At 55.9% G+C, this 24,570-nt stretch carries 15 protein-coding genes and 1 tRNA gene; 2 read left to right on the forward strand and 14 right to left on the reverse strand.

Going from position 1 to position 24,570, the window contains the following annotated elements; genetic code table 11:
- Positions 1–52: 52 nt before the first annotated feature.
- The 9 genes from NFR47_RS02670 to NFR47_RS02710 all read right to left on the reverse strand — a co-directional run bounded on the left by NFR47_RS02670 (position 53) and on the right by NFR47_RS02710 (position 11,380).
- The gene (locus NFR47_RS02670) at positions 53–475 is read right to left on the reverse strand and encodes a four helix bundle protein (protein ID WP_251214038.1); all 423 of its coding nucleotides are present in this window, start codon (positions 473–475) and stop codon (positions 53–55) included.
- The gene (locus tag NFR47_RS02675) at positions 462–1,154 is read right to left on the reverse strand and encodes a hypothetical protein (RefSeq protein WP_251214039.1); all 693 of its coding nucleotides are present in this window, start codon (positions 1,152–1,154) and stop codon (positions 462–464) included. Before NFR47_RS02675 ends, NFR47_RS02670 begins: the two co-directional genes overlap by 14 nt.
- A gap of 404 nt (positions 1,155–1,558) precedes the next feature.
- Complete coding sequence (locus NFR47_RS02680) at positions 1,559–3,874, reverse strand: DUF4906 domain-containing protein (protein WP_251214040.1); 2,316 nt, start codon at positions 3,872–3,874, stop codon at positions 1,559–1,561.
- An 89-nt stretch (positions 3,875–3,963) separates the two neighbouring features.
- Positions 3,964–5,169 carry a BF2992 family fimbrillin-A clan protein gene (locus tag NFR47_RS02685; RefSeq protein ID WP_251214041.1) on the reverse strand — a complete coding sequence of 402 codons (1,206 nt, stop codon included), beginning with the start codon at positions 5,167–5,169 and terminating at the stop codon, positions 3,964–3,966.
- Positions 5,170–5,325: 156 nt separating this feature from the next.
- On the reverse strand, positions 5,326–6,420 hold the full coding sequence (locus NFR47_RS02690) for a hypothetical protein (protein WP_251214042.1): 1,095 nt from the start codon (positions 6,418–6,420) through the stop codon (positions 5,326–5,328).
- 115 nt (positions 6,421–6,535) lie between these two features.
- The gene (locus NFR47_RS02695; RefSeq protein ID WP_251214043.1) at positions 6,536–7,642 is read right to left on the reverse strand and encodes a fimbrillin family protein; all 1,107 of its coding nucleotides are present in this window, start codon (positions 7,640–7,642) and stop codon (positions 6,536–6,538) included.
- A gap of 73 nt (positions 7,643–7,715) precedes the next feature.
- The gene (locus NFR47_RS02700; RefSeq protein ID WP_251214044.1) at positions 7,716–8,648 is read right to left on the reverse strand and encodes a fimbrillin family protein; all 933 of its coding nucleotides are present in this window, start codon (positions 8,646–8,648) and stop codon (positions 7,716–7,718) included.
- A gap of 38 nt (positions 8,649–8,686) precedes the next feature.
- A complete protein-coding gene (locus tag NFR47_RS02705; RefSeq protein WP_251214045.1) occupies positions 8,687–9,712 on the reverse strand; it encodes a DUF5119 domain-containing protein in 1,026 nt (341 codons plus the stop codon).
- Positions 9,713–9,832: 120 nt separating this feature from the next.
- Complete coding sequence (locus NFR47_RS02710; protein WP_251214046.1) at positions 9,833–11,380, reverse strand: DUF3575 domain-containing protein; 1,548 nt, start codon at positions 11,378–11,380, stop codon at positions 9,833–9,835.
- A 1,079-nt stretch (positions 11,381–12,459) separates the two neighbouring features.
- Between NFR47_RS02710 and NFR47_RS02715 the strand changes: the two genes are divergently transcribed.
- Together NFR47_RS02715 and NFR47_RS02720 are read left to right on the forward strand one after the other, a co-directional pair.
- A tRNA-Arg gene (locus NFR47_RS02715) sits at positions 12,460–12,531 on the forward strand.
- Between the two features lie 12 nt (positions 12,532–12,543).
- A complete protein-coding gene (locus NFR47_RS02720) occupies positions 12,544–13,746 on the forward strand; it encodes an L-serine ammonia-lyase, iron-sulfur-dependent, subunit alpha (RefSeq protein WP_251214047.1) in 1,203 nt (400 codons plus the stop codon).
- Positions 13,747–13,897: 151 nt separating this feature from the next.
- Here the strand turns inward: NFR47_RS02720 and rpoC are convergent, their stop codons facing one another.
- The 5 genes from rpoC to rplA form a co-directional block, all read right to left on the reverse strand.
- Complete coding sequence (gene rpoC / locus NFR47_RS02725; protein ID WP_251214048.1) at positions 13,898–18,157, reverse strand: DNA-directed RNA polymerase subunit beta'; 4,260 nt, start codon at positions 18,155–18,157, stop codon at positions 13,898–13,900.
- Between the two features lie 34 nt (positions 18,158–18,191).
- The gene (gene rpoB, locus NFR47_RS02730; protein ID WP_251214049.1) at positions 18,192–22,052 is read right to left on the reverse strand and encodes a DNA-directed RNA polymerase subunit beta; all 3,861 of its coding nucleotides are present in this window, start codon (positions 22,050–22,052) and stop codon (positions 18,192–18,194) included.
- A gap of 855 nt (positions 22,053–22,907) precedes the next feature.
- Positions 22,908–23,285 carry a 50S ribosomal protein L7/L12 gene (rplL, locus tag NFR47_RS02735; RefSeq protein WP_251214050.1) on the reverse strand — a complete coding sequence of 126 codons (378 nt, stop codon included), beginning with the start codon at positions 23,283–23,285 and terminating at the stop codon, positions 22,908–22,910.
- Positions 23,286–23,325: 40 nt separating this feature from the next.
- Positions 23,326–23,850: a 50S ribosomal protein L10 gene (gene rplJ, locus NFR47_RS02740; RefSeq protein ID WP_251214051.1), complete on the reverse strand. Its 525-nt coding sequence runs from the start codon at positions 23,848–23,850 to the stop codon at positions 23,326–23,328.
- A gap of 16 nt (positions 23,851–23,866) precedes the next feature.
- Positions 23,867–24,565: a 50S ribosomal protein L1 gene (gene rplA, locus NFR47_RS02745; RefSeq protein WP_251214052.1), complete on the reverse strand. Its 699-nt coding sequence runs from the start codon at positions 24,563–24,565 to the stop codon at positions 23,867–23,869.
- Positions 24,566–24,570: the final 5 nt, after the last annotated feature.

Raw genomic sequence — 24,570 nt, forward strand, 5'->3', positions numbered from 1 at the left:
CCTGGCGTCGCTCCAACGGACCTGACTCGGCCTCGGGCGGTCGAAAAGATTGTTATTCCTTGTCGGCGGCTTCGGGTTCCGCGGCGCAGGAATCGGTTTGCTCGGACTTGTTTTTCGAGGACTTCTTCTTGTCCTTCTGCGTGTATTTCTGCCATGCGCTCAACTGCTTGGTAATCGTATCGAGATGCTCGCACAACATGGCGTATTGTTTCGTCGACAACTGCTGCGTATCGTGCAACAGACGTATCAGCAGCTTGATAGGCACCAGCTTCTCGCACGCCTCCTCGATCAGCGGACCCTTTTCCGCCGTCAGATTGGCCCGGTAGATGCAGACGCACAAACCGATGATCTCTTTCTTGAGCGATTCACCCATCGTGTAGCGGGCATCGCGCCGGATATGAACCGAAAGTTTCACCACCTGCAACAGCAGGTCGTAAGTCGCCTTGAAAACCGGCAAATTGTCATAAATAGCCATCTAACTCTTTTTTCAAGTCTGCTACGAATAAAAGACATTCCACAGGTGTAGCTGCTTCCAGGCGGAATTCGCGAATCATCCGCACCACGCGTTCGGCCTTGGGATTCGCCACGGCGGCCGTACGCAGAGCCGTCGCCGCAGTTTGTCCGTAAGGGGCGGCCGGACCAGGTGCTGTCGCCACGGAGCCGGGAACACCGGATATCGGAACCTTGGCCCCAACCATCGAACCGCAAGGAACGGAAGCAGGCGCTTCGGGCGACGAACCAGCCAAAGGTGCGAACAGCGGCCGGGTGCATTCCTCCGCAGGAGGTGCCGCCACGTAGGCCATTCTGCCAGCGCTTCCGCGGGGCTGCCGTTCCTTGAGCGGCAGCGAGGCCTTCCATACCTCGCAGGCCCCGGGGTCGATCCGGTCGGTCAGAGCTATCACCACGCGGCCGTCTGCCAGGGGACGCGGCGCCGAAGGGAAATATTTCGACAGCACCGCGGCCGGAAATCCGACCGAAACCATGTCGCGTGCGCAATACTTGATGTGCTTCTTCGAGGGCCTGAAAGGCGACACCCTGCTGACGCAGGCGAATGCCGACCGCTCATAAGCCTTGTAGAACAAGCCTTCGGGATAGAGTACAATCTCGTAGAGGTTGCGGTCCTCCCGCGCGGCGATCTCTTCAAAAAAGCGCATAACTCCGTTTTTGCCCGAAACTACAATCCGGCCTTTCCGTGCGGACTTCCGTGGTTTTCCATCCTAATGTCTTCTCAACTCACCGTTCACAGAAGAACACAGGGTAACACATAATAGCCGTGCAAGATAACACAAGATAAAAGCTGTTCGCCTTATTGCCTGCGCGCCTGCTGGCATCATGTTCAAAAACCGGAAAGAACGTCCGAAAAGGGTCCGAATCTATTGTAACCCGTAGTTTACAATAACAAAAATAGGCTTTTTTCTGAAACAATCCAAATAAAAAGCGCCTTTTTCGTTGAAAAATTTTTTTTTTGCCGCCTTAAAGGCGGCATTTCAAAACAGGAGCGCCCGAAAGCGCTCCTGTTGATGTTGAGACACGTTCGTCTCGCTTTGCTCGCTCACTGTTAATTCTGGACGCAGCGCACGGAGAGGGCCGCGGCCCGACTGGCGCTGCCCAGCGGGTTCACGCCGCCCGAGCCGAAGCTCAAGTAGCCCGCGTAGCGGTCGCCTGCGGCATAGGACGACGAGGAGTAGACGTAGCCGCCCGTGCCGACGCTCGTCAAGGCTCCCGTCTCGCGGTGGCGGTAGCCCGTAGCAGGGTAAAATGCTTCACTGCCCGTCTTATCAGGACCAGCATAGATAAAATTCCAACCGTAATTAAACGAACCTTTCACGTTGAACTCGGAAGCAGTAGAAGTGTTGTAACCGTGCGTCGTGAAACGCGTCCACGTATCCTGCGGAGCAACACGCCATCCCGGAGGACACGGGTCGTAAATCGACTTGCTACCACGAGCGGTATTAGGCGTCTTGGTAGTCGTATTGGGATTGCCCCAAAGGTTATCGCGCTGATTGGCATAGGTATCGCCCACCCAGTCGTACTGCGTAGTATTCCGCTGCAAATAGAACGTAGTCGGATTAGCAATGGCAGAAATAATATTGGCTTCGGATGCACCCGTAAGCGTTTTTACATGACTGGCATCGCCCCATTTCTGTCCCATAGTACTCGTAGCGAAAGTCGTTGTACCCGAAGCATTCGACGAAGCACCGACAAACGGATCCTTACGCCCCCACTGATACAACAGACCGAACGCCTTGGCATCTGCTTCCAAGTTGTTGGCCGCTCCCAAATTACGGGTCATAACTTTCTCGTTCCTCTGAGCCACGCTATTATAACTCGTATTACTGATTTGTCGAGTTACATACGTGCGATAATCCGCATCCGGATTGTATGAAGTCGACCAAATATGCCAGCTCCAATGCACATTCGTTTCGTTTCCGACTGTCGGCGTACTATAAACCGCAATCAAAGCATTGGCCTCCACTACAGGAGCAGTGCTTTCGAGATTACCTGCCGTAGTAAAATAAACATAACCGTCGAACAATTTTACCGCACGGATAACAGCTCCTTTCGTAGCAGTACCGGTTTCCCACAACACTTGAACCGACTTGGGGGATAAAGTTTTATCATTAGGGAATGCGGGAGCAGTCTGACTAACGGTGCCATTCGAGCATGTCGACGCAGCAGTCGTAGCTCCGTTGCCCTTGACCGTAGCCTTGAACATGTAATTACCCAACGGATTGGCGGCCATATAACAATTTGCTGTTTCACCTTTCGACAAATCAACGCACGCACCGCCAAAAACCACGCGCAAATCGTTCGGGTTGATGCCCTTGATAGTGGGATTAATCGTATAAACCGTATTTCGCTTTATATCGAAATTAACCGTAGAATTCGCACCCGGAAAAATCGTATACACCAAATCGTAGGTCTTCTTGGAACCGACGTTGGCCGTGTAAGTACCGGAAATTACAATATGGGTAGCGTAATCCGGAGCATTCCACCAACTTTTCTGCGAAGCTTTCAAACCAGCTACATCCCCTCTCAGATTCTCAGGCACATACCAAACAAAAGGCTCCGAAGCGGAATACGTCTGTAAACCATAAGAACCATCAAAGGTGGATTTAAGCGTCGATTCAGTAGGAGCCACGACTGCAACACTATCGAGAACAGATTTGAGTTCGGCCGACTTAATGGTGAAAGTACCCAAACCGGTCTGCATAGCAACGGTTGGTGTCGATACGATTTTAGCCACCAGGAAAGAGAGCTTGACGGTAGCCGCAGCATCCGTGAAATCAGCCGACGTAACAGAACCCATCATCGGCAGACCTGTGGTCGTCAACTTGGAAGCATCGATTACGGACATGCCGATTTTGGCCTTTTTGAAGGCCGCCAAAGTCATATCGCTGGTGAACTTGTCGGCTGCGGTCTTGGCGATATTGGCGATAGCGTAAACCGTAGTCTTCTCGTACTCATTAAGAGGAACACTCAACGTATTTTTGTCGGTAATATCGGCCTTCGTAAAGTACTTATTCAAAGTCAACTTAGCAGCATCGGTCTCCCCGTCGAACTGCAAGATGCAAACCGAAACCAAAGTCTTTTCATCGGCGGAAGCCGGCACGGTAGCGCGGGTGGCGGGCTGCAAACCGAACGAAATAGCCTCGTCGGAATCCTCAGCGACCGGTGCGGAAGCGAGCTGAACAGCCGCAGACGGCGCACTCATGTCCGAAGGAGCCAAACTGAAAGTCACGGTCGTGGTCGGACCTTCGGGTCCCTCATTGGGGCCAGCCGGATTGACCGGGTCCGAATCCAAATCCTTGCTGCAAGCCGCGAACATCGCACCGACGAAAGCGACCAACATCAATCGTTTCAAGATTTTCATAATCATTTTAATTTAATACTATCTGATTTTCAAATATCCTAATCTTTCAGAACCGCTACCGGAATCGAAACTCCGATAACAACTCACTACTATTCAACACCCAAATCGAGGTTCCAATTGAAAGAAGAAGTCCAATCGCCGACACCGATGGTGGGGAACGTATTACCGCCCATGTCGGTATCCCAACTCTCGACAACGTCCCATTGACCGACCTCGACGGAAGCCTCGGGCCAACCGCCGACGCTGCTGTTGTCCCAATCGTCGGCAAGGTTCCAATCACCGACATCGAGGGTCAACGTAAAACTGTTCCCTTTCAAGGTAATGGTAAAAATATAATGCTTGTTGGGCTGGAAAGCCAACACATCCTGATACTCGGCCTTATCGGTAGTAATGGAAGCCGGAGTGAGGTCCGTATCGTCTTTCGAGTCGTTGAAATTAGCGGTAACTTCCAACTGGTAGCTGGCGGACGATTTGGGCAACACCTCGTCGAAACAAGCGAACGTAGTAGGATCGCCCGTATCGGGAAAAGTATACACACCGACGGGGAACCCATCGTAAGAACCGTCGTTCGCCCCGATAGACAAAGCCTCGCAGAGCTTAGCCGTAGCGGGCGAATGGGCGATCTTGGAAAGTTTGACCTTCTTGATTTCGATTTTCTTAATGCTGCTGCTCTCCGACTTGCGCTTGAAGACGAAACTTACCTTGGCGCACTTGCGCATCAACATACCGAGGTCGACCTCCTGCTTATAAGGGTCGGGACGGCTTGTATTGGGAGCGATGGCAACGTCGGTCACCACACAGGATGCGTGGTCGACACCGTGGTTGACAGAAACCTCCCAAGGCGACGCGATGGCTGTAGCGGGCGTGAGAGCATAGAAATCGTACTTGTCGGCCCGCAGACGAATCTGAGCGGGATCAGCCGTATTGGCATTGTCGACAGCCCCCGTAGCGGGATTGACATTGCAAGCCTCCAAGACCCGCACCTTGGTACCGTCGTCTTTCGTGTTCTCGACGACGACATAGGTAGCCTCGGCGACAAACTTATCGGCAGTAATATCGGCCGAAACAGCCCCCGCAGCCCGCTGGAAAGCCAAGACGCGGACCGTCGTACCGACGGCCAACTCCTCGGCGACAGGCGCATCGGCCCTGGACGCGGGCTTGGCGGAAACAGAAACCCCGCCCAAAGCGAATCCTACCGCAACCCGGTCGCCCTCGGGCTCGGGCGCGACGAACTCGCTTTTCTTATGGCATCCGGTCGCTGCTGCCAACAACAAGATGAATAACGCTTTTTTCATAATCTCAAAAACTACAAAAACATGAACGAAACACCGTCGGCCCGACCCGTACGCGACCTGCTCCCTCCCGCACCGAGCCCGAACCGCAAGGCAGGAACCCGGGGGAAGACACGAAACACGCCGTGTGAAGCTACGCGCCCGGCCGAACGGGCAGTATTACATTTCGATATTGACGTTACCGCCGGTCTGCCACTCGCTGATGGCAGCCTTGGGCTCGATGGTAATAGCCGAGAAACGCAAGTAGATATTATAAGCGAAACCAGCCTTGAACCCATCGGCAGGCAAGGAAACCGCGATATTGTCGCGCTCACCGCCTTTCTCGGTCTCGATAATCAACGTGAGCTTACCACCCGCGGCGATAGGAGCGACCATGGCATAACCGCACTCCGTAGCGCTCTTTTCACGATTGGCCTGCTCGTCCCCATCGGCGGCAACCGACGAATCGAACAAAAACTCCAAGCCATCGGTACCGTAATCAATATTGGCATCGCCGGAAGCCTTTTTCTTGACCAAAGCCAAATGGGCGGCCGTACCGGTGAAAGCGACCGTGGCGGGCAACGTAATCTCACACGTGGGCAACTGCTCCTTGAGCTTGATGGACTTGATTTTACCCCAAACCCCGGGTGCAGCGGCGTCGACGCCATAGGCGAAGAACCGCAACTGGGTGAGCTGATGGCTGAAGTGGAAAATCCGGTTGCCGGCGTCTCCATCGCTCACGTAAGTACCGAAACGCTTGTCCTTGCTACCCTCCAACTCCTCAGTCAACATGATGTCGTTCGAGCCGTTGACAGCAATCTCGATCACGCCGTTCGAGCCGCTCTTGAAAGCAGTCTGCGGATACCAACCGACCAACTTGGTGCTATTGTTGGACGCACGCGAAAGGTAGAACTTGGGGTCGTAGAACTTGATAGCGGTAGCACTACCGTCGGCCGACGCCAAAGTACCCTTCCACGAAGCGACGAAAGCCGAATCGACGTCCGAATAATCGGCGGGATACTTACCCGTAGTCTCGTCCTGGTCGATACGCGCGAAGCTAACGAACAACGGACCTGCGGAACCCTTGTCGACGACGCCACGCGAAAGCCCGGCCTTGACCTTAGCGGTAGAAGCCACTTCGGCACCGAGGGTGATTTCGACCCTCTCGCCGACAGGCGCAACGGGCGTGTCCAAGCTGGCCTTGGAACAACCGGCCAACGCCATGGCCGAAAGACCCATCGCCGAAAGAACGGCTTGTCTAACAAACGTTTTCATTGTCATATACTTTATTGAGTTATTTCCTTGGTGACTGTAAGGGGACATTCAACCCCTTACAGCCTGTATACACGTTCCGAAGCACTAAGTGCGTCTCGCGGAACGGAAAGCAGAACTACTGGATGTCGGCACCGCCGTTACCGCCGTTCTCCCATGCGGCAACGGTAGCTTGAGCCTGAATCTCGGTAGCCTTGAAAGTCAGCGTGATCTCGAAGTACTTACCCTTCGTCGACAGAGCGTAATCAGCATTGGTAGCATCCAACAAATTGATCTTAACCTCGTAAGCGGTCGTGTGATTCTTGGTCTTTACCTCGATAGTGAAATCATCTTTCGAGGTATTCGGAGTGCTCAGAGGAGCAACCAGCACATAAGCTACGTTGGTAGCGGTAGTCGTCAAATCAACACCGGGCGTCAGGCCATTGAAAGCGGTATCAGTATACTCAGGGGTAGCGGTCATATCCATCTGATAGAAATCGAACGGATCCACACTACCACCGCTGATGCCATAGGTAGCAGTCAGCGGAGTGCTGGCAACACCATCTACACACTCAACGGTCATCTGATTGCGGAGACCACCAGCAGCACCCGTCAGCGTGATGTCCGTGATAGCACCCCAAGCGTCGATGGCAGCCTGGTCGTTAGCCTTAACCTTTACGATAAGTTTGGTCAGCATGTGCTCGAAAGCCAGGGTAGGATACTCCGGAGTTGCCTGCTGATGCTTCGACTTGCTAGCCACTACCTGACGGGCAACCATAATGTCCGACTTACCGTCGATAAGCGTCTGAGCCGAGGTCTGCTGAGAAGTAGTCGAAGCAGTCCACACCAGATCATAAGGATAGAGACCGAACAGATAAACCTCGTCAGCATCTGCGGGGAAATACATCGGGGATACGGTAGCATCGAAACCAACTTTGTTGGCATCGACGAAAGTCATCTTGTCGGTATTTTTGAAGCTAGCATTGTAAGAAGGAACATGGCTACCAGTTGTAGAACTACCCGTGTAATCGCCTTTCGATTTGGTTGCCCAAACCTTAGCCACCAAATTGTGGGTAGCGTCGATGGTGCTGCCCTCGAAAGGAGCACGCGTCGAAATGCTCAGCGCGGTCGACTTGGCCAGAATTTCTACGTCGCCACCGTCAATGTTGGGACGCTCTGCCAATTCGCTCTTCGAGCAACTTGCCATAGCTGCTACGGCAAGCAGAGAGAAAAACAGTTTTTTCATAATAAAAAGATTGATAAAGAAGTTAATAAATGATTTTCCGTGTTACTATAATATGGTTTTAAGGTTCGTTCTGCTATTGGATGACGGCCGAGCCGGTTCCGGCGAGCTCCCAGGGGATAACCACCACCTTGGCGAAGACCTCCACCTTCTCGTTGAAAGTCAGCGTAATCTTGTACGAGTGTCCGGCGGCAAACGCGAGCTCTCCCGTAGGCTTGATTTCCACATCGGGATAGGCATGGCCTGCAATTTCAAGCCGGATTTTGAACGACGCCAAGCCGGGCTGCAACATGATTCCATCGCCCGCAGCCAACGGGTTCTTGTCGACGAGCGTGATATTCTTGCCCTCGATGCCGGGAACTTTCAGTTCGGCCGGCGTCGACCACTCTCCGAAAGCACCCGATTCGATATTCATCGACGAAACGGTATTCGCATTCTGGATGACGATATTTTCGATAGTCTTGCCCGTAAGCGCCTCGTTCACATCCTGAATCTCGAACTTGAGCTGCGTGAGCGCATGGCTGAAAACCAAAGACAGAGGAGTAGTATTGTCACGACTGCCCACCACGGGCGCCGAGTACAGAATATCGTCGGAACCATTCAGCGTGAAACGCAGGACCGGAGCCTTTCCGGTGGCCGGAGCATCGAGAGAAAACCGAACGCCGTCGGCATACGGATAGTAGGCACAAAACTTAACGTAATGCGCAGGGTCGGCGGGATAATAATAGATACCGTCCCATGAGATTGCACCCGACGCCTCGACCGCAGTCGACCGGACGTTGTCCATCGACAGCGCATTGCCCCAGCCCGAAGCAGTCGTGTTGGGCAACTGTACGCCATAGATGCCGATATTGTTGCCAAGGTCGGTCGCCGTCTGGACTTCGGCCCTGGTGACCTTACCGACCCCGAGCCGGATCACGCCGTCCGTCTCGCGCAGTTCCAGCTCCTGTCTGGAACAGGAAGCCAGCAGCCCGCAGAAGGCGATAACGAACAAGGAATTTCTAAGCATATCTGTAACTTTTTTATACTCCACAAACATACAGCCCTCTACTGGACCTCATTTTCGACCGGATCGCCGATCGTACCGCCTCCGGTACCCGGAATCCAATCCGTCACTTGGGCCGTCAATACGCCCCCGATCTTCTTGAGTTCGATACCGACTTCCACAGGTATCGTCACGGGAATGGTTCCGCCGTTGTCCTTGAAGAACTGGTCGACAACCTTGGTGACGTCGGCCGTGACGGTATAGGGATCGCCTCCGTTGGGAACCACGTTGAGCCGGACCGTATGGGTGCCGAAACCGCTGTTCGGCTTGATAAGGTCGAGTACCGATATTTCGGCCTTGTAATTATAGCCGCTGTTGTCGGTAACCCGGTCGGTCGGGAAGTTCACGCTTTCGGAGGTCGTGGCGCACTTGGCCGTCGCACAATGGTGCGAGGGCGAAACACCCGAGAACGTACCGCCGTCCAGCGCAATCAGATCGTCGCCCTCCACCTTGAAGCGGAGAATGACCGTCTTGACACATGCCTTGGGCTGGGCTTTCACCTCTATCCGTTCGCGGAACTGAACGGTCACCACGTCGATTCGCTGGCCGTCGGCCGGATTATGGACGCAGTTGGCCACAAACAGATTCTTCGGCTGAGTGATGCACTCCTTGGCACGCGCCGCATTCTTTCCGGCCGCCGCAAGTTCGGATTCGGTCATCACATGGAACGTCGCCTTGTCATAGTCATCCTCGCCACGCAATATCAGATTTTCCGTATCGCTGTTATAAACAAGCACCTTATAGGAACCCACAGGCACTCTGCCGTGGAATCCGTCGGCCGGACACTCGAAACTCTGATAGGTAAGAACCTGCTCCCCCTCAGCAGCAGCCACGGCTTTGCCATCGGCAGCGACAGGATAGAAGAGGACCCGGGTGCCCTTGGGTGCGGCACCCTCCGGCCACGCCAGCTCGATGTCCACGAAACCCTCGTTCTTATAGTGATCCAGAGTTTCCTTGGTGCAACCTGTCTCTGCCGCCAGTGCGAAGAACAGGGCGCCGAACAGCATGTATGTAAACAATCTTTTCATAATAACGCTTTATCTACTAACGGCCCGTTGCAGGGACGAACGGATATTCTCGTTTTAGCTCTCTGCGGCTTGCCGCGCGCCCCTTATATACGGGCCGCGGCCGCCTTTTATTGTGTTCCGCTACCGCCGTCCGCGGCCGAAGCGGTATACGATATTCAGTCTCACGCCCGTAAGTCCGAATTCATTTTTCTTGCCGGCTTCGTCATCGTAATTATAGATGCCGTCGGTCTCGAAGGTGCGGGTGTATTTGTTGTAGGAGGCGCTCCGGTAACCGCCGCGCAGGCTCAGCTCAGCGCACCAATGCTTGCCCAACGGCAACATGTAGCCTACCGAAATACCTGCATGCCAGTAGTCGCCCGTAAAGTTGGAACTGGTGTTTACGCCCTCTTCGCGGCCCTCCTGTTTGTTGAAGTCGCCGAATTCGCCGTAGACACCGAAATAGACGCCACGGAACAGGCGGTCGCCCTTGATCCAGATGCGCGGTTCAAGGCTGTAAGCCGAAAGGCCCCAGAATTTCTTGCCGCCGTCATACGCCCAGTTCGAGTAGAGCCCCGAACCCGAAAGCGAGAAACGCTTGCCAAGGTAGAGTTCGCCCTCGAGGTTGGGCATGAAAGTCGTCATGTTGAAGCTGGCGGCACCCGACGGCACGAATCCGGCCCATGCCACCAAGTTGGTTTTCAGCGCAAAGATAGGACGGAGCTTGCGGCTCTCCTTTTTCTTGCGGCGGGCTTCTTCGGCTGCCTTGCGGGCCGCTTCGATGCGGGCTTCTTCCTCGGCCCGTTTGGCTGCTTCCAACCGGGCCTGTTCAGCGGCGGCACGTTCAGCCTGGATGCGGGCTTCCTCCTGCGCTATACGCAGAGCTTCCAGCCGTTCGGCTTCGCGGGCCTGCCGTTCGGCTTCCAGACGCGCGGATTCCTCCATCCGGGCCAGTTCGGCCAGACGGCGCTCCTCGGCCAAAGCCTCCTCGCGCTCCTTGGCCAGCGCGGCCTCGAATTCTTCCTGCGAAAGTTTCGTATGCAGTTTCTCCTCAAGGATGCGGCGGAGGTCGTAGTTCACGGTAATTTCCACACGGCGCAGTCCCGGGAAGAAATGTTTGGACATGTATCTGTAAGGAACGCCGTTGTCCAGGTCCATCAGTCGTTTCTCGCGGCCCTGGAAAACACCTACGTTCTCAATCAGATAAATCACCTCGTCGCGCTTGGGCATGTCCGAATCCTCGACGAGCTTGAGCAGTTCGTCCCAGTCCTCGGCCACCCAATTGACACGGATGGGATAACGCTGCGACAGGTCGTATTCGTTGTCGAGATAGTTTTTGAAGCCCATTACACGGGTCTTGGCCAACCGTTCGTTCACGCCGTACGAACCCTCGATGGAGCAGTAGCCGCTCAGACGAATCGAGTCGACGTAGATAAGGCTGTCACGGAATACCTGGCGGATGAAATCGTCGAGTTTGCGCAGCTCGCTGGAGTTGTTCTCGAAATCGGGAATGATCTTGGCGCTTCCCTGCGGATAGTTCAGGTAGCAGCTCAGACTTTTGGAACCCTCCGTAATAACCTGGCGATAAGTCGAATCGCTGATCGAAAGCTGGGAATTTTCGCCCGGAGGCACAGGAGCACCGCCGGCCCGCAGGACCGACGTCATCGACAAGACGCATAACAGCACCGGCATCCACCGGAAAAATTTGGGAGTGTTATTCACTATCTTCATAACTTATCTTAGTTACTGCCCAAGCACACAGCCGTCCCCGCCAGGAAGCCCTCGTTCAGCGGAACCATCCTTTTGAACAAGCGCCGCGAAAAGCCGGACAGCCATGCCACTATTTTATTTCTAAAATTCCTTTCATTCCGTTCCGGTGCCTTGCCCTGCATGCTCCGAATCCGATAATTCCGAGTGTTGGCAATCCGACCGGGGCTGTAACTCCGGTCTAAGCAAAGCGCAACCGGCTTTGTCTACTTCTATATGCTGCATATCAGATACTTGTGCGCCTCAATCCACTAAGCGGCATCCTTTCGCCGGCTCGGAAAAATGTCCGAATAAGCGATAAAATCCTCCATTCAGAACACCCGGAATCAAGGCTTCCACAAACATCTCACGCCGCAAATATATGAAAAAAATTCCCCCCCCCCCACAAATTTTTAACATATTTTTTTACTTTCTCCGAAGAAAATCGTATTTTCAGCATCGGTTCCGCCACAAACGGACACGATAAAGCCAACAATGCCCTCCGGAGCCGTTCTGATAGCGAATTCTTTAGAAAGACGCTCATCGCGGCCGACTTCGCCCGCCTGCCGAAAATATTTTTTCCGGCCGTGCGGCAGGCAGTTTTCCGCTCAAAGAGGAGTTGCTCCGAAACCACATTATTATAAATAGGTACGGGTCGCCCTTCCGGTTTTCCGGAATGCGAAGCCGCTTCCACCACCTGCACACAACGTGCCACACAGCCCTCTCCGGAACCCGCTTTTTCCGGCCGAAACTACGTTGTACAGCTCTCCGGGCGGGACGAGCCCGATTTGTCCGGCTTGCTCCAGCCGCATCCATCCGGCAGTTAGAGGAGACGACAAGCTGCCGTTTCCTGCCGCCGCTCGACCGTGGTATGTTCCCCGCCCATCTCCTTTCGTGCAGCATAGGGGCCTACACTTTGCCGGAGCTGGGACCGCCCCTCCGCCAGGCACCGTGCCCGCAAGGCTCAAATAAATTTGGTATTGCGCTCGGCTTGCGCTATCTTTGCGCAGTCTTCCGTTTTTCAAGGCTCCATAGTTCAAGGGATAGAACGAGGGTTTCCTAAACCCTAAATTCGCGTTCGAGTCGCGGTGGGGCTACTTCTTTCCCGCATGGAATCGCTCAGAGAATTATTCAAAATCGGCAACGGCCCCTCCAGCAGTCATACGATGGGGCCCAAAAAGGCCGCCGAACTCTTTCTGCGGCACTGCCCCGGCGCCGAATCGTACCGCGTGACGCTCTACGGTTCGCTCGCCGCCACAGGCCGGGGCCACCTTACCGACCAAGCCATCCTCGCGTCGATGACGCCCCACGCCCCTACCGAAATCGTCTGGCGCCCCGACATCGTCCCGGCGTTCCACCCCAACGGCATGTTGTTCGAGGGACTGCGCGGCGAGGAAGTCATCGACAGCTGGACCATTTACAGCATCGGCGGCGGAGCGCTGGCCAACGAAACCACCCGCCAGGAGCCTCCCCAAAGCGTCTACCCGCTTTCCACCATCTCCGAAATCAAGGAGTGGTGCTACCGCGAGGGCAAAACCTATTGGGAATACGTCAACGACTGCGAGGGTCCCGAAATCTGGGATTACCTCGACACGGTCTGGACCACCATGTGCGAAACCATCCGGCAGGGGCTCAACAACGACGGCGTTCTGCCCGGCGGGCTCAAGGTCGCCCGCAAGGCCGCCACTTACTTCGTCAAGTCGAAAAGCTATTCCGACTCGCTCTCCTCGCGGGCCAAAATCTACGCCTATGCCCTCGCCACTTCCGAGGAGAACGCCTCTGGCGGTGTGGTCGTCACGGCACCCACCTGCGGGTCCAGCGGCGTTGTTCCCGCCGTACTCTACCATTTGGCCACTTCGCGCGATTTCCTCCGCATCCGTATCCTGCGGGCGTTGGCTACCGCCGGGTTGTTCGGCAACGTCGCCAAAACCAATTCTTCGATTTCGGGCGCCGAGGTCGGTTGCCAAGGCGAAGTGGGCGTCGCCTGCGCCATGGCCGCCGCCGCTGCGTGCCAGCTCTTCGGCGGCACCCCCTCGCAAATCGAGTACGCCGCCGAAATGGGGCTGGAGCACCACCTCGGGCTCACGTGCGACCCCGTGTGCGGGCTGGTGCAGGTGCCTTGCATCGAGCGCAACGCCATCGCCGCCGCCCGGGCCCTCGACGCCAATATCTACGCCACACTCTCCGACGGCGCCCATCTCGTTTCTTTCGACAAGGTCGTCGAAGTCATGAACGAGACCGGGCACAACCTCCCCTCCCTTTACCGCGAAACCGCCGAGGGAGGTCTGGCCAAGCGCGTCGAACGGAAATAACGCATCGGGGGAGGGCATTATTCCGAACGTCAGCGGGAAATCTCTTTCACCCGCATTCCCAGCCCAACAAAATCCCGATAAACCCGGTATTTCTTGCACAAAAAACCCGTCCCTTGCTTCAAGGGACGGGTTTTCAATATGGCTGTGGCGATTATTGCGCCTGCCGGATTTCTTCCAGTTCGGCTTTCGAGCCGACCACCAAGTTGTCGTAGTCGCGCAGACCCGTTCCGCCCGGAATCAGGTGACCGCAGATTACGTTCTCCTTGAGGTTCTCCAGCGGATCGACCTTGGCCTGGATGGCCGCCTCGTTGAGCACCTTGGTCGTCTCCTGGAACGATGCCGCCGAAATGAAGCTCGAAGTCTGAAGTGCGGCGCGGGTAATACCTTGCAGCACCTGCGTCGAGGTAGCCGGAACAATGTCGCGGACCTGCACCGGACGCTGGTCGCGGCGCTTGAGGCTCGAATTCTCGTCGCGCAGTTTGCGCAGCGAAACAATCTGCCCCGGCTGCAGGTTCGTCGAATCGCCTGCGTCGGTGACCACCACCTTGTCGTAGAGCTCGTCGTTCACATCCATGAACTCCCACTTGTCGATGATCTGATCCTCGAAGAAACGGGTGTCTCCCGGGTCTTCGATCCTGACTTTCGACATCATCTGGCGCACGATCACCTCGAAATGCTTGTCGTTGATCTTCACGCCCTGCATGCGGTAGACCTCCTGCACCTCGTTGACAATGTACTCCTGCACCTTCGTCGGACCCAGGATGTTCAGGATGTCCGTCGGCGTAATCGCACCGTCCGAAAGCGGACTGCCGGCTTTCACGAAGTCGTTCTCCTGGACGATAATCTGACGCGACAGCGGCACCAGGTAGCGCTTCTGTTCGCCCTCTTTCGAGGTGATGACGATTTCGCGGTTACCGCGCTTGATTTTGCCGAACGTCACTTCGCCGTCGATTTCCGATACGATGGCCGGGTTCGACGGGTTGCGGGCCTCGAAGAGCTCGGTCACACGCGGCAGACCGCCGGTGATGTCGCCGCCCGACTTGCCCACCGCACGCGGTATCTTGATAAGGATGTCGCCGGCCTTGATTTTGGCGTTGTCCTTCACTACCACATGGGCGCCTACCGGCAGGTTGTATTGCTTCACCTCCTCGCCCGACTTGTCCACAATCCGAATAACCGGGTTCTTGGTCTTGTCCTTCGATTCGATGACCACCTTTTCCGACAGGCCCGTCTGTTCGTCGCGTTCGTCGCGGTACGTAATACCCTCCAATACGCTCTCGTAAACGGCCTTGCCCTCGGTCTCCGAAATGATGACCGCGTTGTAGGGGTCCCATTCGCAAATCAGATCGCCTTTCTTGACCCCGGCTCCGTCCGCCATGAAAAGCGTGGCGCCATAGGGCAGGTTGTGCGTGTAAAGTACGATTTCGGTCTTCGGATCCACAATGCGGAATTCCGACTGGCGCGAAACCACGATGTTGATGGCTTCGCCTGCGGCGTTCTTGCCTTTGACCGTGCGCAGTTCGTCGATTTCGAGACGACCTTCGTACTTCGACACCACATTGGTCTCCACGGCCGTGCCTCCGGCCACACCACCGACGTGGAACGTACGGAGCGTCAGCTGCGTACCCGGCTCGCCGATGGACTGGGCCGCAATCACGCCGACCACTTCGCCCTTCTGCACCATGCGGGCCGTCGCCAGGTTGCGTCCGTAGCACTTTGCGCAGACGCCGCGGCGGGCTTCGCACGTAAGTACCGAACGGATTTCGACCGATTCCAGCGGCGATTTCTCGATGGCTTCGGCAATGGCTTCCGTGATTTCCTCACCCGCCTTGCAGAGCACCTCGCCCGTCAGCGGGTGGATTACGTCGTTCAGCGCCACACGGCCCAGGATGCGGTCGTAGAGCGTCTGCACCACATCGTCGTTGCGCTTGATGGCCGTAGCCGTCAAACCGCGCAGCGTGCCGCAGTCTTCTTCGTTGATGATGACGTCCTGTGCCACGTCGACCAGACGGCGCGTCAGGTAACCGGCGTCGGCCGTCTTCAGTGCGGTATCGGCCAGACCCTTGCGGGCACCGTGGGTCGAAATGAAGTACTCCAGCACCGAAAGACCCTCCTTGAAGTTCGAGAGAATCGGGTTCTCGATAACCTGCTGGCCACCCTCGACGCCCGATTTCTGCGGTTTCGCCATCAGACCGCGCATACCGCTCAGCTGACGGATCTGCTCCTTCGAGCCGCGGGCTCCCGAATCCAGCATCATGTAGACCGGATTGAAGCCGTCTTCGTCTTTCACCAGCGTGTCGATTACCGCCTTGGTCAACTTCGAGTTGATGTTGGTCCACACGTCGATAATCTGGTTGTATCGTTCGTTGTTGGTGATAAGACCCATGTTGTAGTCTTCCATGATGGCGTCCGAGCGTTCGTAGCCCTCCTGCACCAGCTTCTCCTTTTCTTCGGGGATGATGACCGCATCGAGGTTGAACGACAGACCGCCCTGGAATGCCATCCGGTAACCGAGGTTCTTGATGTCGTCGAGGAACGCGGCCACCTTGTCGGCACCGGCTTTCTTCATCACCACGGCAATGATGTCACGCAGAGAACGTTTCGTCAGCACCTCGTTGATATAGCCAACTTCCTGCGGCACGACCTGGTTGAACAGGATGCGGCCGATGGTCGTCTCCTTGATAACGCGCACGGGGTTGCCGTTCTCATCGAGGTCGTCCACCAGACACTTCACAATGGCATGCAGGTCGGCTTTCTTCTCGTTATAGGCGATAATCGCCTCTTCCGGACCGTAGAACGTGTGGCCCTCGCCTTTCACGCCCTTGCGGGGTTTGGTGATGTAGTAGAGACCCAACACCATGTCCTGCGACGGCACCGTGATAGGCGCACCGTTCGCAGGGTTCAGCACGTTGTGCGAACCCAGCATCAGCAGCTGTGCCTCCAGGATGGCGGCGTTGCCCAGCGGCAGGTGCACGGCCATCTGGTCGCCGTCGAAGTCGGCGTTGAACGCCGTACATGCCAGCGGGTGGAGCTGCATGGCCTTGCCCTCGATGAGTTTGGGCTGGAACGCCTGGATACCCAGTCGGTGCAGCGTCGGGGCACGGTTCATCAGCACAGGGTGACCCTTGATAACGTTCTCCAGGATGCCCCAGATGACCGGGTCCTTGCGGTCGATGATTTTCTTGGCCGACTTCACCGTCTTCACGATTCCGCGCTCGATGAGCTTGCGGATGACGAACGGCTTGTAGAGTTCGGCGGCCATATCCTTGGGGATACCCATTTCGTGCATCTTCAGCTCGGGACCCACCACGATGACCGAACGGGCCGAGTAGTCCACACGCTTACCCAAGAGGTTCTGACGGAAGCGGCCCTGCTTGCCCTTGAGCGAATCCGACAGCGATTTCAGCGGGCGGTTCGATTCGTTCTTCACCGCGTTCGACTTGCGCGAGTTGTCGAAAAGCGAGTCGACAGCTTCCTGCAACATACGCTTCTCGTTGCGCAGGATGACTTCCGGAGCCTTGATCTCGATCAGTCGCTTCAGTCGGTTGTTGCGGATGATGACACGACGGTAAAGGTCGTTCAGGTCCGACGTCGCAAAGCGGCCGCCGTCCAGCGGCACCAGCGGGCGCAGTTCGGGCGGGATGACCGGGATGACGCTCAGCACCATCCATTCGGGTTTGTTCTTGCCCTCCGAAGCGCGGAACGATTCGATGACGTTCAGGCACTTCAGCGCTTCCGACTTGCGCTGCTGCGAAGTCTCGGTCGACGCCTTATGACGCAGAGCGTAAGACATCGAGTCGAGGTCCACCTGCTTCAGCAGCGTGTAAATCGCCTCGGCGCCCATCATCGCCACGAACTTGTTCGGGTCGCTGTCGTCGAGCGACTGGTTGCCTTTCGGCAGCGCCGCCAGCACGTCGAGGTATTCCTTTTCTGCGAGGGTCGCCAGCCGTTCGATGCCCTGTTCGGCAGCGGCACCCGGGTTGATGACCACATAGCGTTCGTAGTAGATGATCGCTTCGAGTTTCTTCGACGGGATACCCAGCAGGTAGCCGATTTTCGACGGGAGCGAGCGGAAATACCAGATATGCACCACCGGCACCACCAGCGAAATATGGCCCATGCGTTCGCGGCGCACCTTCTTCTCGGTCACTTCCACACCGCAGCGGTCGCAGACGATGCCTTTGTAGCGGATGCGCTTGTACTTTCCGCAGTGGCATTCGTAGTCCTTCACGGGGCCGAAGATGCGTTCGCAGAACAGACCGTCGCGCTCGGGCTTGTAGGTGCGGTAGTTGATGGTCTCGGGCTTGAGCACTTCACCGCTCGACTGGGCCAGAATCTCCTCCGGAGAGGCCAGTCCGATGGCTATGCGGTTGTACCCGTTGCCGCCCTTGTTGTCTTTGGACATTGACATATTGCTTTCTTCTTTTTTATCGTCCCAAAAATTCTTACTCCAGTTTGACCGACAGGGCCAGACCGCGCAGTTCGTGCAGCAGCACGTTCATCGCCTCCGGAATTCCCGGTTTGGGCAGGTTCTCGCCCTTGACGATGGCTTCGTAGGCCTTGGCGCGTCCCATCACGTCGTCCGACTTGATGGTCAGAATCTCCTGCAGGATGTTGGCGGCGCCGAAGCCTTCGAGCGCCCATACCTCCATCTCACCGAATCGCTGACCGCCGAACTGCGCCTTACCGCCCAGCGGCTGCTGCGTGATAAGCGAGTACGGACCTATCGAGCGGGCGTGCATCTTGTCGTCGATCATGTGGCCCAGCTTGAGCATGTAAATCACGCCCACCGTCGCCGGCTGGTCGAACATTTCGCCCGTGCCGCCGTCGTACAGATAGGTGCGGCCGCTGTGCGGCAGACCCGCTTGCGCCGTGTACTCGTTGATTTGGTCCAGCGAGGCTCCGTCGAAAATCGGCGTCGCGAACTTCAGACCCAGTTCACGGCCGGCCCATCCGAGCACGGTTTCGTAAATCTGGCCGAGGTTCATTCGCGAGGGCACGCCCAGCGGGTTCAGACAGATGTCGACAATCGTTCCGTCTTCCAGGAACGGCATGTCTTCGTCGCGGACCACCTTGGCTACAATACCCTTGTTTCCGTGACGGCCCGCCATCTTATCGCCCACCTTGAGCTTGCGTTTCTTGGCGATGTAGACCTTCGCCATCTGGATGACGCCCGTCTGCGGCAGTTCGTCGCCGTTGGTGAAGTTGTACTTCTCGCGCTTGATGGCCGCGTCGGCTTTCTTCCACTCGATGGAGTAGTTGTTCACCGTCGCCTCGATCAGCGCGTCGATGCGGGCGTCGCCCGTCCACTTGCACGAGCCGAGGTTCAGATAGCCCGACACCACGCCCGTCTTCTCGTCGGTCGACTTGCGGGCAATTTCTTCCAGCATCTTCAGCGTGAATTTCGTACCCGCCGGGTAGAGTTCCGCGCCGAAGTAGTCGGTGATGCCCGTCGTGGTCTTGCCCTGAAGCAGAGACCACAATTTCCCGGTCAGCCGCTTGGTCAGCTCGGCAATCTGCGTTGCAAATTGTTCGTCGAGCTGTTCAAGCTGTGCTTTCTCTGCATTCTTGCCTTTCTTGTTGTCCTTGTTGGCACGGCTGTACAACGTTGTACCAATAACGACACCGTGAAGCGACGGCTGCGCCTTGAGCGAAGCATCTTTCACATCGCCCGCCTTGTCACCGAAGATTGCACGAAGCAGTTTTTCTTCAGGCGACGGGTCGCTTTCGCCTTTAGGCGTGATTTTACCAATCAGAATGTCGCCCGGATGAACGTTGGCACCCACACGGATAATACCGTTGCTGTCCAAGTCTTTCGTGGCGTCTTCCGAGACGTTGGGAATATCCGACGTCAACTCCTCGACACCGCGTTTCGTGTCGCGGACTTCCATGATATATTCGTCAACATGCACGGAAGTGAATATGTCTTCGCGCTGGATGCGCTCCGAGATCACGATGGCGTCCTCGAAGTTGTAACCTTTCCACGGCATGAATGCAACCTTGAGATTGCGGCCCAATGCCAATTCGCCTTGCTGTGTCGAGTAACCCTCCGTGATAATCTGTCCTTTCTTTACCTTGTCGCCCGTGAGCACAATGGGTTTCAGCGTGACAGACGTATTCTGATTGGTACGACGGTAGCGCGGAAGTTCGTAGGTCGTCACCTCCGGTGCGAACGAAGCGAGTATTTCGTCTTCCGAACGCTGGTACTTGATCTGAATCTTCGTCGCGTCGGCAAACACCACTTCGCCGTCGCCCTCGGCCACAATCTGAATGCGGCTGTCGGAAATCATCTCCTTTTCGATGCCCGTGCCGACAATCGGCGCCTCCGAAGTTACCAGAGGCACAGCCTGACGCATCATGTTCGAGCCCATCAGTGCACGGTTGGCGTCGTCGTGCTCCAGGAACGGAATCAAGCTCGCCGCAATCGACGCAATCTGGTTGGGGGCCACGTCCATCAGGTTCACTTCCTTGGCCGTCACCACCGGGAAATCGGCGCCCTGGCGGGCCTTGATGCGCTCCGGCTGGAGGAAATTGCCCTTGTCGTCGATAGGGATATTGGACTGCGCCACAATCTTACCCTCTTCCTCTTCGGCCGAGTAGTAACGGATGTGGGAGTTGTCCATGTCGATCTTGCCGTTTTCCACCGTGCGGTAGGGCGTCTCGATGAAGCCCATCGGCGAAATCTTGGCATAGACGCACAGCGACGAAATCAGACCGATGTTCGGACCTTCCGGCGATTCGATGGGGCACAAACGGCCGTAGTGCGTATAGTGTACGTCTCGCACCTCGAATCCCGCACGGTCACGCGACAGACCGCCGGGGCCGAGGGCCGACAGACGGCGTTTGTGCGTGATTTCGGCCAGCGGGTTTATCTGGTCCATGAACTGCGAGAGCTGCGAGGTTCCGAAGAACGAGTTGATGACCGACGACAGCGTCTTGGCGTTGATAAGGTCCACAGGCGTGAACACTTCGTTGTCGCGCACGTTCATGCGTTCGCGAATGGTACGCGCCATACGTACGAAGCCCACCGAGAACTGGTTCGACAGCTGTTCGCCCACCGTGCGGACACGACGGTTCGACAGGTGGTCGATGTCGTCCACGTCCGCTTTCGAGTTGATCAGCTGAATCAGATACTTGATGATGGCTATGATGTCTTCGCGCGTCAGCGTCCGCACGGCGGGGTCGATGTCCAGGTCCAGCTTCTTGTTGATGCGGTAGCGGCCTACGTCGCCCAGGTCGTAGCGTTTGTCCGAGAAGAAAAGTTTCTCGATTACGTCGCGTGCCGTCGCCTCATCGGGCGGTTCCGAAGCGCGCAGCTGCCGGTAGATGTACACGACAGCTTCCTTTTCGGAGTTGCAGGGGTCTTTCTGCAGCGTATTGTAAATAATCGAGAAGTCGATGCCCGACTGATTCTCCTTGTGCAGCAGAATCGTCTTGGCTCCGCTCTCGATGATTTGGTCGATATGTTCTTCTTCGAGTACCGTCTCGCGGTCCACGATTACGTTGTTTCGTTCAATCGACACCACTTCGCCCGTATCTTCGTCCACGAAGTCCTCGACCCACGTCGAGAGTACACGGGCGGCCAATTTGCGTCCTACGGCTTTCTTCAGATTGGCTTTCGACACCTTCACTTCGTCGGCCAGGTCGAAGATTTCCAGAATCTGCTGGTCCGCTTCATAGCCGATGGCGCGCAACAGCGTCGTCACGGGCAATTTCTTCTTGCGGTCGATGTAGGCGTACATCACGTTGTTGATGTCCGTGGCGAATTCGATCCACGAGCCTTTGAACGGAATGATACGCGCCGAATAGAGTTTGGTGCCGTTCGTGTGCATGCTCTGGCCGAAGAACACGCCCGGCGAGCGGTGCAGCTGCGATACGATGACACGCTCCGCTCCGTTGATGACGAACGTTCCGCGTTCGGTCATATAAGGAATCGTCCCGAAATACACGTCCTGCACCACGACGCCGAAATCTTCGTGTTCGTCGTCCGTGCAATAGAGCTTCAGCTTGGCTTTCAGCGGGACACTGTACGTAAGGCCGCGTTCCAGGCACTCTTCGATCGAGTAGCGCGGCGGGTCGATATAGTAGTCTATGAACTCCAGTACGAAGTTGTTCCGGGTGTCCGTGATGGGGAAGTTTTCCTGAAACACCTTGTAGAGGCCTTCGTTCTTGCGATTTTCGGCCGTGGTGTCCATCTGGAAAAAGTCCCGGAATGATTTGAGCTGTACCTCCAGCAAATCCGGATAGGGTACCCGGTTCTTCACTGTCGAGAAGCTGATTCTTTGTTGTGTTTTAGCTGTGGACATCGTATGATCCAAATTAGTTGAAGTGTAAATCGGAGACGGTTTCCGTTTCCGAAGAACAATCTTTCACAAAGGGTTGCGGAATAGTTGCTTCGTCGTTGTATAGTGCGTGTTACTTCATCGTGTGCGTAGACCGGACTTGCGTTGCATGTTACCTTGCGCATCGCGTATTGGTCACCACTTCATCGTGCTTAAACCGTACTCACACTTTGTCTTGCTCATGCGTTACGTTACCACTCCGTCGTGGTTAAGGCTCACACTTCACATGTCGCATCGTACTTCGCCATGCTTGTGTATCATGCCACCATTTCCTCACGTTTCCGCTCATCCGTCAGTGCGCTTTCATACGTCACTTCTTACCCGTTGAGCGTCTTCGTACGTGGCACCTTGCCCGTTCCATTGTCGCGTCAGTTGCTGTTTCGTCACCACAATCGCATCTCAGCGTCATTACCTGCTGCCACATCTTTCCGGTTCCGATTCAAGCATTCAGCCCACAATTCCGTTTCACACGTTTCGTCGGTCCGCACTCGCCGGTCGGTCCTCTGATATTCGTAGATTCCCGCCCGGTCCGGTCGGTTTCGGCTCCGCCGTTCTTCCTTTCCCTTTCGGCTCCCGTCTCGCGGCCCCGGGTGCCATGCGCCGCTCATCGCCGCGCGCTCCTTTCCGGCAGGCCCGCTGTTTATCCCGCCGAAGCCCCCGTTTGCAGGCGTCCGCAATTGCGCCCCGGGAGCATTTCTTCCTCGGACCGGGCACAGCACATGCGGCACTCCCGATCTTTAGACCAAGAAAAGGCATAGAGCCTACACGCCGGTAAGCCCTATACCTGGATTCATTTTGTGTGAATCTTAAGCAGCAAAGCTACTTAAGCTCAACTTCAGCACCTGCTTCCTCGAGCTGGCTCTTGATCTGCTCAGCCTCTTCCTTGGAAACACCTTCTTTCACAGCCTTGGGAGCACCGTCCACGAGTGCCTTGGCGTCGCCCAGCGAGAGACCTGCGAGGTCCTTCACTACCTTGATTACCTGGAGCTTGGCCTGACCGCCGCTCTTCAGAATCACGTCGAAGGTCGACTTCTCGGCAGCAGCGGCTTCACCGGCGCCGGCAGCGGGTGCTGCAACGGCAACAGCGGCAGCAGCCGGTTCGATGCCATATTCCTCCTTGAGGATCTGTGCGAGTTCGTTTACCTCGGTTACCTTGAGGTTTACCAGTTCTTCAGCAAGTTTCTTTACGTCTGCCATAGTTGTAAGCGTATTAAATTTTGTTTTTTACTTGTTGTGATTAGTTGTTTCGCGATTCGAGCGTCTTCACGATGCCCGCAATCTTCTGGCCTGCACCGGCTTGCAGTGCAGAGATAACATTCTTCGCAGGAGACTGCAGCAGCGTGATGATGTCGCCGATGAGTTCTTCCTTCGACTTGATGTTGCAGAGAGCGTCGATCTGGTTGTCGCCCACGTATACGCACCCTTCGGCGAACGCCGCCTTGAGTACGGGCTTGTCAGAACCTTTGCGGAATTCCTTGATAAGGGCCGCAGGGGCTTTGGCTACGTTGGCGAACATGACCGAGGTCGGGCCTTCCAGTACTTTCACCAGTTCAGCGTCGGCCTTCTCCACCTTCTCCAGAGCCTTGGTCAGCAGTGTGTTCTTCACTACGACCAGCTTGATCTCTTTCTCGAAGCACTTGCGGCGCAGCGATGCGGTTTGCTCGGCGTTCAGCGCTTCGATGTCGGTGATGTAGAAGTGAGGATAGGTCCGGAGCTGTTCGGCGAGGCTGTCTATAACAACCAGTTTTTCTTCCTTCGTCATTTCTTCGGTCCTCCTTCTATTTGGTTTCTACTGATTTGGAATCGATCTGCAGACCCGGGCTCATCGTGGTCGAGAGATAGATGCTCTTCACATAGGAGCCTTTCGCTGCGGCAGGCTTGAGTTTCATGATCATGCCCAGCACTTCTTTCGCGTTGTCCGCGATTTGCTCGGCCGTGAACGAAATCTTGCCTACCGAGGTGTGGATGATACCGAACTTGTCGACCTTGAAGTCGATTTTGCCCGATTTCACTTCCTGGATGGCTTTGCCTACTTCCATCGTCACCGTGCCGGTCTTGGGGTTCGGCATCAGACCGCGGGGACCCAAAATGCGGCCCAGCGCGCCCACCTTGCCCATTACGTTGGGGGTGCAGATGATTACGTCGACGTCGGTCCAGCCGGACTTGATTTTGTCAACGTATTCGTCCAATCCTACGTAGTCGGCTCCTGCGGCTTGTGCTTCGGCTTCCTTCTCAGGAGTACAAAGCACCAGGACACGCACTTGCTTGCCCGTGCCGTGAGGCAGCGTAACCACACCGCGGACCATCTGATTGGCCTTGCGGGGGTCTACGCCCAAACGCACGTCGATATCTACCGAAGCGTCGAATTTCGTGAACGTAATCTCTTTCAGAAGAGCGGCGGCCTCCGAAAGTTTGTAGGCCTTGTCGGCCTCCACTTTCGCGTAGGCGACTTTTTGATTTTTTGTCAACTTACTCATCTTCT

The sequence above is a fragment of the Alistipes muris genome, assembly GCF_943193205.1.
In the GTDB taxonomy this organism is placed as follows: Bacteria; Bacteroidota; Bacteroidia; order Bacteroidales; family Rikenellaceae; genus Alistipes; species Alistipes muris.

What these genes read in the sequence shown, in the direction of transcription:
- NFR47_RS02670 (WP_251214038.1), bottom strand. Translation starts at nt 475, where the DNA reads ATGGCTATTTATGACAATTTGCCGGTTTTCAAGGCGACTTACGACCTG.
- NFR47_RS02675 (WP_251214039.1), bottom strand. Translation starts at nt 1,154, where the DNA reads ATGCGCTTTTTTGAAGAGATCGCCGCGCGGGAGGACCGCAACCTCTAC.
- NFR47_RS02680 (WP_251214040.1), bottom strand. Translation starts at nt 3,874, where the DNA reads ATGAAAATCTTGAAACGATTGATGTTGGTCGCTTTCGTCGGTGCGATG.
- NFR47_RS02685 (WP_251214041.1), bottom strand. Translation starts at nt 5,169, where the DNA reads ATGAAAAAAGCGTTATTCATCTTGTTGTTGGCAGCAGCGACCGGATGC.
- NFR47_RS02690 (WP_251214042.1), bottom strand. Translation starts at nt 6,420, where the DNA reads ATGAAAACGTTTGTTAGACAAGCCGTTCTTTCGGCGATGGGTCTTTCG.
- NFR47_RS02695 (WP_251214043.1), bottom strand. Translation starts at nt 7,642, where the DNA reads ATGAAAAAACTGTTTTTCTCTCTGCTTGCCGTAGCAGCTATGGCAAGT.
- NFR47_RS02700 (WP_251214044.1), bottom strand. Translation starts at nt 8,648, where the DNA reads ATGCTTAGAAATTCCTTGTTCGTTATCGCCTTCTGCGGGCTGCTGGCT.
- NFR47_RS02705 (WP_251214045.1), bottom strand. Translation starts at nt 9,712, where the DNA reads ATGAAAAGATTGTTTACATACATGCTGTTCGGCGCCCTGTTCTTCGCA.
- NFR47_RS02710 (WP_251214046.1), bottom strand. Translation starts at nt 11,380, where the DNA reads ATGCCGGTGCTGTTATGCGTCTTGTCGATGACGTCGGTCCTGCGGGCC.
- NFR47_RS02720 (WP_251214047.1), top strand. Translation starts at nt 12,544, where the DNA reads ATGGAATCGCTCAGAGAATTATTCAAAATCGGCAACGGCCCCTCCAGC.
- rpoC (WP_251214048.1), bottom strand. Translation starts at nt 18,157, where the DNA reads ATGTCAATGTCCAAAGACAACAAGGGCGGCAACGGGTACAACCGCATA.
- rpoB (WP_251214049.1), bottom strand. Translation starts at nt 22,052, where the DNA reads ATGTCCACAGCTAAAACACAACAAAGAATCAGCTTCTCGACAGTGAAG.
- rplL (WP_251214050.1), bottom strand. Translation starts at nt 23,285, where the DNA reads ATGGCAGACGTAAAGAAACTTGCTGAAGAACTGGTAAACCTCAAGGTA.
- rplJ (WP_251214051.1), bottom strand. Translation starts at nt 23,850, where the DNA reads ATGACGAAGGAAGAAAAACTGGTTGTTATAGACAGCCTCGCCGAACAG.
- rplA (WP_251214052.1), bottom strand. Translation starts at nt 24,565, where the DNA reads ATGAGTAAGTTGACAAAAAATCAAAAAGTCGCCTACGCGAAAGTGGAG.